This is a genomic window from Cellulomonas iranensis NBRC 101100 = JCM 18110 (genome assembly GCF_001552375.1).
Taxonomy (GTDB): Bacteria; Actinomycetota; Actinomycetes; order Actinomycetales; family Cellulomonadaceae; genus Cellulomonas; species Cellulomonas iranensis.
On the sequence record NZ_BCRB01000116.1, the window covers coordinates 1 to 8,671 of the forward strand.

8 protein-coding genes are annotated in these 8,671 nt (G+C 76.8%); 4 read left to right on the top strand and 4 right to left on the bottom strand.

Annotated features, from left to right (window positions below):
- Positions 1-1,051, top strand: a 1,051-nt coding sequence (locus CS2_RS16695) for a 5-oxoprolinase subunit C family protein (RefSeq protein ID WP_369691431.1), incomplete at its 5' end; no start/stop codon positions are given.
- A 229-nt stretch (positions 1,052-1,280) separates the two neighbouring features.
- On the top strand, positions 1,281-1,973 hold the full coding sequence (locus CS2_RS16700) for an anaerobic ribonucleoside-triphosphate reductase activating protein (protein ID WP_070320823.1): 693 nt from the start codon (positions 1,281-1,283) through the stop codon (positions 1,971-1,973).
- 25 nt (positions 1,974-1,998) lie between these two features.
- Here the strand turns inward: CS2_RS16700 and CS2_RS16705 are convergent, their stop codons facing one another.
- From CS2_RS16705 to CS2_RS16720, 4 genes are all read right to left on the bottom strand, one after another.
- Positions 1,999-3,204 carry a hypothetical protein gene (locus tag CS2_RS16705; protein WP_070320824.1) on the bottom strand — a complete coding sequence of 402 codons (1,206 nt, stop codon included), beginning with the start codon at positions 3,202-3,204 and terminating at the stop codon, positions 1,999-2,001.
- Entirely contained in the window at positions 3,201-3,785 is a 585-nt protein-coding gene (locus CS2_RS16710; protein WP_082740320.1) for a sigma-70 family RNA polymerase sigma factor, read from the bottom strand. Before CS2_RS16710 ends, CS2_RS16705 begins: the two co-directional genes overlap by 4 nt.
- A 103-nt stretch (positions 3,786-3,888) precedes the next feature.
- The gene (locus tag CS2_RS16715; protein WP_070320825.1) at positions 3,889-4,962 is read right to left on the bottom strand and encodes a hypothetical protein; all 1,074 of its coding nucleotides are present in this window, start codon (positions 4,960-4,962) and stop codon (positions 3,889-3,891) included.
- Entirely contained in the window at positions 4,959-5,531 is a 573-nt protein-coding gene (locus CS2_RS16720; RefSeq protein ID WP_070320826.1) for a SigE family RNA polymerase sigma factor, read from the bottom strand. The genes CS2_RS16715 and CS2_RS16720 overlap by 4 nt, the downstream gene beginning before the upstream one ends.
- A gap of 333 nt (positions 5,532-5,864) precedes the next feature.
- Between CS2_RS16720 and CS2_RS16725 the strand changes: the two genes are divergently transcribed.
- Positions 5,865-6,188: an STAS domain-containing protein gene (locus tag CS2_RS16725; protein ID WP_432456909.1), complete on the top strand. Its 324-nt coding sequence runs from the start codon at positions 5,865-5,867 to the stop codon at positions 6,186-6,188.
- Between the two features lie 167 nt (positions 6,189-6,355).
- Positions 6,356-8,647 carry a sodium-translocating pyrophosphatase gene (locus CS2_RS16730; protein ID WP_070320828.1) on the top strand — a complete coding sequence of 764 codons (2,292 nt, stop codon included), beginning with the start codon at positions 6,356-6,358 and terminating at the stop codon, positions 8,645-8,647.
- The last annotated feature ends 24 nt before the right edge of the window (positions 8,648-8,671 follow it).

An 8,671-nucleotide genomic window follows, 5' to 3' on the forward strand; every position in this document is an offset into this window, starting at 1 on the left:
GCCCGCCCCGTCCCCGTCCGCCCCGCCGGTCGCCGCCCCGCCGGCCGCCGCCCCGGCGACCGGGCGACCGGCGTGCGACCCCGACCGCGACGACGACCCCGTGCGCGACGTGCCGCCGCTGCCCCTCGCGCTCACGGTCCTCGCGGCGGGGCCGCTCACGCTCGTGCAGGACGCGGGCCGACCGGGCCTGGCGGCCGTGGGCGTGCCGCGTTCGGGCGCCGCCGACCCCGCCGCGCTCGCTCGTGCGAACCGCCTCGTCGGCAACGCGCGGGACGCGGCCGTGCTCGAGACGGTGCTCGGCGGGCTCGTCGTGCGCTTCGGCGCCGCGACGGCGTTCGCCCTGGTGGGCGCGGTCGACGACGCCGACCTCGACGGTGCGCCCGTGCCGGTCGGGGTCGCGGTGCGGGCGCCGGGGGGTGCGACGCTCACGCTGCACGCGCCCGCGCGCGGCCTGCGGTCGTGGCTCGCCGTGCGGGGCGGCGTCGACGTGCCGGGCGTGCTCGGCTCTCGCTCGCGGGACGTGCTGTCGGGCCTCGGCCCGGCGCCGCTGCGCTCCGGTGACGTCCTCGCGTACGGCACGGCGTACGACGGCCTGCCGGAGCCCCCGGCGCCGCCCGACCTCCCCGCGCCCCCCGGCCCCCCGGGCGGTGCCGCGCACGCGCGCGACGCGGTGCACCCCGCACCGCCGGCCGTGGTCCACCTGCCCGCCGTCGAGGGCCCGCGCCTCACGCACCTCGACGCCGCGGGCCGGGCCCGGCTGTGGTCGACCGCCTGGGAGGTCTCGCCCGACAGCAACCGCGTGGCCGTCCGGCTCACGGGCCCGGCGCTCACGCGCGCGGCGGCGGGCGAGCTGCCCTCGGAGGGGCTCGTCGCGGGCGCCGTGCAGGTCCCGCACGACGGCCGTCCCGTGCTGTTCGGCCCCGACCACCCGGTGACGGGCGGCTACCCGGTCGTCGCGGTGCTGACGCCCGACGGCCGGGCCCGGGCCGCGCAGCTGCGCCCGGGTGACCGGGTGCGGCTCGTGCGTGCTCCCGGCGGTGCGTCGGCCTGACGCGCGGACCACGTCCGGGACGTTCGCCCCTGCCGCACCGACCGGCGAGTACGACTCCTGGGCGCGGGAGGCTCCCGCCGGCCGCCGCGCGCGTCGGCGACGTGGCGCCGGGCCGCCGCGAGGTGCTGTGCTCGACACCCACCCGACGAGCACCCGACGAGCGAGGAGCAGCGATGCGGCGACGCACCGACCCGGCCGCCGCGCGCCGCGCACCGGGGGAGCCCCGCGCGTGACCTCGCCGGCCGGGTGGGAGATCCGGGCGACCTCCGTGCAGGTCGCGGACCTCGTGGCGCTGTCGGCCGACGACTGGCCGGGCCGCCTCGTCGCGACGGCGTACCTGCAGGGCTGCCCGTGGCGGTGCACGTACTGCCACGGCGGTGCGCTGCTCGACCCGACCCTCCCGGGCGCGGTCCCGTGGTCGCACGTCACCGACCTGCTGCGCCGTCGCCGCGGCCTGCTCGACGGGCTGGTCCTCACGGGTGGCGAGCCGACCCGGCAGCCGGGGGTCGTGGCCGCCGCGCGCGAGGTGCGCGCGCTCGGGCTGCTCGTCGCGGTGCACACCGCCGGTGCGTACCCGGCGCGCCTGCCGGACCTGCTGCCGCACGTCGACCGCGTGGTGCTCGACGTCAAGGCGCCCGCCTACCTGTACGGCGCGATCACCCGCGCGGGTGCGGGCGCGGCCGCCGCGGACAAGGCGTTCGCGTCGCTGCGCCTGGTGCTAGACAGCGGCGTCGACCTGCAGGTCCGCACGACGGTCGACCCGGCGGTGCTCGCGCCGGACGACGTCGCCGAGCTCGTCGCCGTCCTCGCGGACCTGGGCGTGCGGGACCACGTGCTGCGCGACGCCCGGCCCGGCCCCGTCGTCGACCCGTACGCGGCCGCGCTCGCCCGCGTCCCACGGGCACGTCTGCACCGCGGCTGAACCTGACTGCCCCGGCGCGCCCGCATCACCCCAGCCGCAGGGGCCACGGCCCGTAGACGAGGTGCTCGCGCGACGCAGCGCCGTCGGCTCCGCGGGGCGTGGTGAGCACCAGGTCGGCCGTGACCCACACCTCGTACTCGCCGGGCGGCAGCGGCGCCCCGGCGTCCGCGTCGGACGCCGCGCACCCGCGCAGGTCGCTCGCGGCCTCGAACGTGCGGGACGCCCCGGCCGGCAGGCTCGCGTCCAGCGCGACGTCCTCGCGCGGGGCCGGCGTCCCGACGACGCGGCCGTCGCGGGTGAGCAGCACGCCGAGGTGCCCGGTCGCACCCGTCACGGCCGCCGTGCCCTCGTTGGTCGCCGTCACCGTGAAGCGCAGCGGCGACCCGGGCGCGGACGTCGACGGGACGTCCGCGTCGAGCGTGACCGCGAACGGGTTGGCCTCCGGGCCGGCGGTCGCCGCCAGGTCGGACGCCGGGGCGCCGCACGTCTCGGGGGAGTCCTGCCCGTGCGCGGCGTCGTCCGACACGCGCACGGGGGCCGTGACCGACGCGCGGCCCGTCGCGGTGCTCCCGTCGGGCTCGGTCCAGGTCACGGTCTGCGTCATGACGACCTCGTAGTCGCCGGCGACGACCTCGGGGTCGCCCTCGCCGTCGGGGTACTGGTCGCACGACACGAGCCGCGCGCCGTAGCCCCAGACGGCGGTCGTGCCGGTGACGGTCCCGTCGCGCTCCCTCTCGATGACGGTCTCGCCGGGGCTGACGACCAGGCGACCGTCCCCGCCGTCCACCCCGACGACGACCCCGTCGCGCACGAGCACGACCTCGACGTCGTCGAAGGCGTCGGGGAGGGCCGCCGCACCGTCGACACGCGTCGACGTCGTCCCCAGCCACGTGCGGTCCGGGCCGACCACGTCGCGGGCCTGCAGCAGCGTCTGCTCGACGCGCCCCGGGGGTGCGACGACGTCGTCCACCGGCTGCCCGCACCGCGCGAACGCCGCGGGCCAGTCGCCCGACGACCCCACGGCCGTGCCGCCCGGCGCGCCCAGCAGCTGCGGCACGGCGACGACGACCGCGCCGACGGTCGCCAGGGCGAGGGTCCCCGTCGCGCCCGCACGTGCGGCCCGGCGTCGCCGCACGCGCGCCCGCACGCGCTCGACCGGCACCTCGTACGCCGCGCCGCGCCGCTCGGCCTCGTCCCGCGCCGCGTCCCACAGGTCGTCGTGCCCGCTCATCGCGCCCCCCTCGTCCGGACCGACACGTCGTCGTCCTCGTCGACGTCCCGCCCCAACCGGTCGGCGAGCTTCGCGGAGGCCGTCGACAGGTACCGCTTGACCGTGCCGTCGGCGAGTCCCATGCGGTGCGCGACCTCGGGGACCGTGAGGTCCTCGACGTGCCGCAGCACCACCGCGACCCGCTCCTGCGGGGCCAGCGCCGCGAGCGCGGCGTGCACGGCCGATCCCGTGCCGACCGCGTCGGCGTGGTCGCGCGACTCGTCGTCGCCGGGGACGTGCAGCAGGTGCCGCACGGCGGCCCAGCGGGCGCGCCGCCGCACGGCGTCGAGGTGCCCGCGCAGCACGGCGGTGCGCACGTAGTGCTCGGCGGCGACCACGTCGGTCCCGCCGCGCACCCGCGCGAACGTGCGGACCAGCGCGTCCTGCACGAGGTCCTCGGCGGTGCGCGCGTCGCCGCACAGCAGGTAGGCGTACCCGAACAGCGCACGACCGCGCTCGCGGGCGAGCCTGTCGAGCACGTCGTCGGGCGCCTCGCGCGGGACGTCGTCCGGCGCGCGTGTCGCCCCCTGCGTCGCCGGCACCCGGACCTCCCGTCGTGGTGACGGGACCGTAGCGCCCGTCACCAGCAAGAGACGCCCGGGCGGGCCGGATCGTTGTACCCGTCGCGCCGCGGACCTCGCCGGGTCAGTCCGTGGGCGTCAGGACGTACACGACGGACGGCTCGCCGTCCGACGTGGACGTCGGGGTGACGCGGACCGACCAGCCGTCGAGGGCGATCCCGCCGTCGGGCCCGTTCAGCACCTCGCCGGCCGCGCCACCCGTGCGCAGCGCGGCGGCGGACAGCATCCTCAGTGCGGCGACCTCGCGGTCGGTCGCGGGTGTCGCGACCTCGACGGTCCACCGGTCGCCGTCGCGCGTCGCGGACACCAGGCGCCCGCCGACGAGCGGCACGCCCGGGGGGAAGTCGGCGGGCAGCGACGAGGCCACCGAGGGCTGCTCGGCAGCGAGCGTGAGGTCGTACGGCCCCACGACCCGTTCGACGCCGTCGGTCCCGGCGTGCGTGGCCCACACCTCGTAGTCGCCCGACGGCAGCGCGCCGCCGGTGTCGCACGCGACGACGTCCACGGTGCTCGTCCAGAGCAGCGAGACCTCGCCGTCCTCGACCACCTGGGACACCAGCAGCCCGGGGACGTCGTCGCCCGACGCCTCCCACGCCGATCCCGCCGCGGCCGCGCGGGACGGGTCGAGCACGGTCTCGGCCACGACGACGTCGTCCCGTGTCAGCACGAGGTCCGGCGACGCGGGCTGCTCCACCGGCACCGTGCCGGTGCCGTCCGGCGTCGCGCCCTCGGGGAGCGGCACCTCGACCTCCACGGCGACCGCGAGCGTCCTGCTCTGCCACGTCCCGAACGACGTCGAGCCCGCCGGGACGGGGACGGTGCCGGCGTCCACGCCGATCGTGAAGCCGGCGTCCCCGGCGTCGTCGCCCGTGCCGGTGAACGAGGTGCCGCACGCTCCCGGCGCCACGGCCGGCGTCGGGTCGACCGTCAGCTGCGGGCCGACGAGGACGACCGCGCCCGCCGCGCTCGCGGCGACCGCCGCCGTCCCGGCGCCCCGCACGGCACGACGTCGTCGCACGCGGCCCGTGAGGCGCCGCACGGTCGCGACTGTGCCGGCCGCGGTGTCGTCGCCGAACGCGGTCGCGTCGCCTGCGGCGTCCGCGATCTCGTGGAGCGCCAGGTCCAGTCGTGTGCTCATCGGGGCCTCCGGGGCGTGACGAGGACGTCGTCGGCGCTGTGCTCGGAGTCGTCGTCGCGCCCGGCCAGGGGGCCGAGCCGTTCCTCGAGCGTGCGCGTGGCGTCGGACAGGTACCGCTTGACGGTGCCGACCGAGAGGGACAACGCGTCGGCGACCTGCGCGACGGTCATGTCCTCGAAGTGCCGCAGGACGATGCACGCGCGCTCGCGCGGCGGCAGCAGCCCGAGGGCCTGCTGCACCGCGAGGCGGGTCGTGACGACGGGTTCCGGCCCGGCGTTCGGCCCGTCGGTGGGGCTCGTCTCGGGGACGACCGCGAGGTGCCGGATCGTCGCCCAGTGCCGTCGACGCCGGAAGTCGTCGACGTACGTCGTGAGGATCGTCCTGCGCACGTAGGCCTCGGCCGACGCGACCTCACGCACGGGGCGCCCGCGCGTGAAGGTCCGGACGAGGGCGTCCTGCACGAGGTCCTCCGCCTCGCGCACGTCGCCGGTGAGCAGGTACGCGTAGCCGGCGAGCGCGCGTCCGCGCGTCCTGACCAGCTCGTCCAGCGCGTCCTGCCAGCCCGTCACTCGTCTCCCGTCGTCCGAGGCGCTCGCCGGACCTCTCTCACGTTGGTCGAGGCGACGCCCCCTGCACGCCGCCTCACTGACCTAGACGAACGACCTCGGCAAAAGGTTGGGGCGCTCACCCCAGTCGTACCCGGACGGGTGCCGTCGCCACCAGGGCCAGCGGCGTGCCGAGGTCCGCCGGGCGGGCTCGAGGACGCCCGGCGGGCCGGGCGCGCGCCCGTCGCCCCGCGTGCGCGACGGTGCGCCGCACCCGGGTACGGCGCCCCGCCGGGGTCCGGGATGCTTGAATTGCGTGCAGGGGTCACCGGGGAGGGGACGTCGATGGACGTACGGGTGACGGCCGAGGACGTGGGCGCCCGCACGGTCGTGCACGTGGCGGGCGAGATCGACGTGTCGTCGGCCGATCGTCTGCGCGAGCGCGTGGCCGCGCTCGTGGCGGAGCAGCGCACCGACCTGGTGATCGACCTGACCGAGGTCACCTTCATGGACTCGACGGGTCTGGGGCTGCTCGTGGGGACCCTCAAGCGTGTCCGCACGGCCGGCGGGCGGCTCGTGCTCGTCGTCGACTCCGAGCGGCTGCTCAAGGTGTTCCGCATCACCGGGCTCGTGCAGGTGTTCACGATCCGCGACACGCTCGCGGCGGCGCTCGCGTCGTGACCCGCCCCGGCGCGTCGCGCCGGGCGGCCCGGCGACGCGCCGCCACGTCGACGACCTGGTGAGACGTGCGTCACACGCGTGGCTAGACTCGCCGGGTCCGGCGGCAACGGGGCCGCGGGGCGGGTGCGTGCAGGGGGTGTCGCACCTCGTCGTCCCGAGGAGGATGCATGCAGCTCGGTGCCACGAGCATCACGATCGTCGCGGTCATCGCCGTGATCGCGCTGGCGGCCCTCGTGGTCGCCGCGGTGCTCCGACGTCAGGTGCTCGCCGCGGGCGAGGGCACGGTCTTGATGCAGCAGATCGCGCAGGCGGTCCAGGAAGGGGCGTCGGCGTACCTCAGCCGGCAGTTCCGCACGCTCGCGCTGTTCGCCGCGATCGTGTGCGCGTTGCTGTTCCTGCTGCCGGGCGACAGCGGCGTGAAGATCGGCCGGTCCCTGTTCTTCCTCGTCGGCGCCGGGTTCTCGGCCGCGATCGGGTTCCTCGGCATGTGGCTCGCGACGCGCGCGAACCTGCGCGTCGCCGCAGCCGCGTCCCGGCCGGGCGGCCGGGCCGAGGGGGCGCGCATCGCGTTCCGCACCGGCGGCGTCGTCGGCATGGCCGTCGTGGGGCTGGGCCTGCTCGGGGCCGCCGGCGTCGTGCTGCTGTACGGCGGCGAGGCGCCCGCCGTCCTCGAGGGCTTCGGGTTCGGCGCCGCGCTGCTCGCCATGTTCATGCGCGTCGGCGGCGGCATCTTCACCAAGGCCGCCGACGTCGGCGCCGACCTCGTCGGCAAGGTCGAGCAGAACATCCCCGAGGACGACCCGCGCAACGCCGCGACGATCGCCGACAACGTGGGCGACAACGTCGGCGACTGCGCGGGCATGGCCGCCGACCTGTTCGAGTCCTACGCCGTGACGCTCGTCGCCGCGCTCATCCTGGGCCGCGCCGCGTTCGGCGAGCAGGGCATGGTCTTCCCGCTCGTCGTCACCGCGGTCGGCGCGCTCGTCGCGGCGCTCGGCGTCGCGATCACGCGCGTGCGCGGCGAGGAGTCCGGGCTCACGGCCATCAACCGCGGGTTCTACGTCTCGGCGCTCGTCGGCGTGCTGCTCGCCGCCGTCGCCGCCTACGCGTACCTGCCGTCGTCGTTCGCGGCGCTCACGGGCGGCACCGCGGGGCTCGAGACCCACGGCGGCGACCCGCGGCTCGTCGCGTCCGCCGCCGTGCTCGTCGGCGTCGTCCTCGCGGGCGTCATCCTGTGGGTCACCGGCTACTTCACCGGCACCACGAGCAAGCCGACGCTGCACGTCGCGCGCACCACGCTCACGGGGCCGGCCACCGTCGTGCTGTCGGGCATCGGCGTGGGGTTCGAGTCCGCCGTCTACACCGCGGGCATCATCGCGGCCGCGATCTGCGGCGTCTTCCTGCTGGCGGGCGGGTCCGTGCCGCTCGCGCTCTTCCTCATCGCGCTCGCGGGCTGCGGCCTGCTGACGACGGTCGGCGTGATCGTCGCGATGGACACGTTCGGGCCCGTGAGCGACAACGCGCAGGGCATCGCCGAGATGTCGGGCGACGTCAGCGACGAGGGCGCGCAGATCCTCACCGACCTCGACGCGGTCGGCAACACCACCAAGGCCGTCACCAAGGGCATCGCGATCGCCACGGCCGTGCTCGCGGCGACCGCGCTGTTCGGGTCGTACGCCGACGCGGTCACGCACGCGCTCGCCGACATCCGCGGCGAGGTCGGCGACGACCTCGTGGCGGCCATGCTGTCGTACGACATCATCAGCCCCGTCACGCTCGTCGGCGTGATCCTCGGCGGCGCGACCGTCTTCCTGTTCTCGGGCCTCGCGGTCGACGCCGTGACCCGCGCGGCGGGCGCGATCGTGTTCGAGGTGCGGCGCCAGTTCCGCGAGCACCCCGGCATCATGACCGGCGAGGTGCGGCCCGAGTACGGCCGCGTCGTCGACATCTGCACGCGCGACTCGCTGCGCGAGCTCGCGACCCCCGGCCTGCTGGCCGCGTTCGCGCCGATCGCCGTCGGGTTCGGGCTCGGCGTGGGGCCGCTCGCCGGGTTCCTCGCCGGTGCGATCGGGTCCGGCGTGCTCATGGCCGTGTTCCTCGCGAACTCGGGCGGCACGTGGGACAACGCCAAGAAGATCATCGAGGACGGGAACTACGGCGGGAAGGGCTCGCCCGCGCACGCCGCGGCCGTCATCGGCGACACCGTCGGCGACCCGTTCAAGGACACCGCCGGGCCCGCGATCAACCCGCTCATCAAGGTCATGAACCTCGTGTCGGTGCTCATCGCGCCCGCCGTGGTCGTCGTCTCCGTCGGCGACGACGCCAACCACGTCGTGCGGCTCTCCATCGCGGTCGTCGCGACGGCCGTCGCGTTCGGCGCGGTCATCGCCTCGCGCGTGCGCGCCGCCCGGGTGGACCGCGAGGGCCGGCTCGAGCACGAGACGCAGCTCGTCGGCTGAACCTCGTCGCGACGGTCCGGGCCC

Bases quoted from the DNA above. Each gene is read 5' to 3' on its own strand.
- CS2_RS16705 (WP_070320824.1), bottom strand. From the start codon at position 3,204: ATGAGCGGGCACGACGACCTGTGGGACGCGGCGCGGGACGAGGCCGAG.
- CS2_RS16715 (WP_070320825.1), bottom strand. From the start codon at position 4,962: ATGAGCACACGACTGGACCTGGCGCTCCACGAGATCGCGGACGCCGCA.
- CS2_RS16730 (WP_070320828.1), top strand. From the start codon at position 6,356: ATGCAGCTCGGTGCCACGAGCATCACGATCGTCGCGGTCATCGCCGTG.